Source organism: Desertihabitans aurantiacus (genome assembly GCF_003344635.1).
Lineage (GTDB): Bacteria > Actinomycetota > Actinomycetes > Propionibacteriales > Propionibacteriaceae > Desertihabitans > Desertihabitans aurantiacus.
Genome location: NZ_QPKK01000500.1, coordinates 1 through 1,220, shown reverse-complemented (window position 1 = coordinate 1,220; position 1,220 = coordinate 1). Strand labels below are relative to the sequence as shown.

The 1,220-nt window shown below is 77.0% G+C and carries 2 protein-coding genes; one reads left to right on the top strand and one right to left on the bottom strand.

Annotated features, from left to right (window positions below; genetic code table 11):
- Positions 1-204 (bottom strand): hypothetical protein (locus DVA66_RS21205; protein ID WP_198672013.1); only part of this gene is annotated, 204 nt, incomplete at its 3' end.
- Between the two features lie 66 nt (positions 205-270).
- Here DVA66_RS21205 and DVA66_RS20510 point away from each other — a divergent pair.
- On the top strand, positions 271-1,074 hold the full coding sequence (locus DVA66_RS20510; RefSeq protein ID WP_114561584.1) for an Fpg/Nei family DNA glycosylase: 804 nt from the start codon (positions 271-273) through the stop codon (positions 1,072-1,074).
- Positions 1,075-1,220 lie beyond the last annotated feature (146 nt).

The following is a 1,220-nucleotide window of genomic DNA, read 5'->3' as shown; positions in this document are numbered from 1 at the left end:
CACCGGCAGCCGCCGGCCCGCGGCGTCCCGGGCGGCGAGCTCGGCCTCGGCACGGGCAGCCGGCACCAGCCGCAGGACGTCGCCCCCGCAGTACCAGGTCAGACCGGAGCGGCCCAGGGTGGGGCGCAGCGTGGCGGCGTCCAGCCCGAGCCGGTCGACGGCCTCCAGCACCGGGGTCGGCGGGTCGGGGGGCTGCGCTGCCACGGGAGCGAGGCTACGCCGGTCGGGCCGCCGCGGGGCCGCGCTGGAGCGCGCTGGCAGGATCTCCCCATGCCCGAGGGACATTCGCTGCGCCGGCTGGCCGACCAGCTGGACGCCACCTTCGCCGGGTCGGTGGTGCGGACGTCCAGCCCGCAGGGCCGCTTCGCCGAGTCGGCGGCGCTGCTCGACGGCACCCGGCTGCTGCGCGCCGACGCCGCCGGCAAGCACCTGCTGGTCGACTTCGCGGGCGACCGGCTGCTGCACGTCCACCTCGGGCTCTACGGGACGTTCCTGGTGCACCGCCCGCCGGTCACCCCGCCGGTCGGGCAGGTGCGGCTGCGTCTGGTGAGCGAGGACGCCTGGGCCGACCTGCGCGGGCCGACCGCCTGCGAGCTGTACACCCCGGAGCAGAAGACCGAGCTGCTGGCCCGCCTCGGGCCCGACCCGCTGCGCCCCGACGCCGACCCGCTGCGCGCCTGGGAACGGATCCGCCGCAGCCGCACCGCGATCGGCGCGCTGCTGATGGACCAGTCGGTGATCGCCGGGATCGGCAACGTCTACCGCGCCGAGATCCTCTTCCGCCACGGCCTCCACCCGCTGCGTCCCGGGACGGCGGTGAAGCGGGGACAGCTGCTGGCGATGTGGGACGACCTCGTCGAGCTGATGGCCGACGGCGTCCGGGTCGGCCGGATCGAGACCGTCCGCAGCGAGCACCTGCACCTGGTCGGGCCCGGGCAACGTCCCGCCTACGTCTACCGCCGCGCCGGCGAGCCCTGCCGGCTGTGCGGGCGGACCGTCCTCACCCAGGAGCTGGTCGGGCGCAACCTCTACTGGTGCCCGCGCTGCCAGCCCGCCTACCGGGGCCGGGCGTGAGCGCGCCGCCACCGGTGGCCTACCGCGGGGACGGCACCGGACGTCCGTCCCACCTCCCCCTCCCCCCAGCCCGCGCGCCGGTGCTGCGGGGGCTGCGGCTGCGCAAGACCTGGCGCTACGTCGGCCTCTGGAGCGAGGACGTCTCG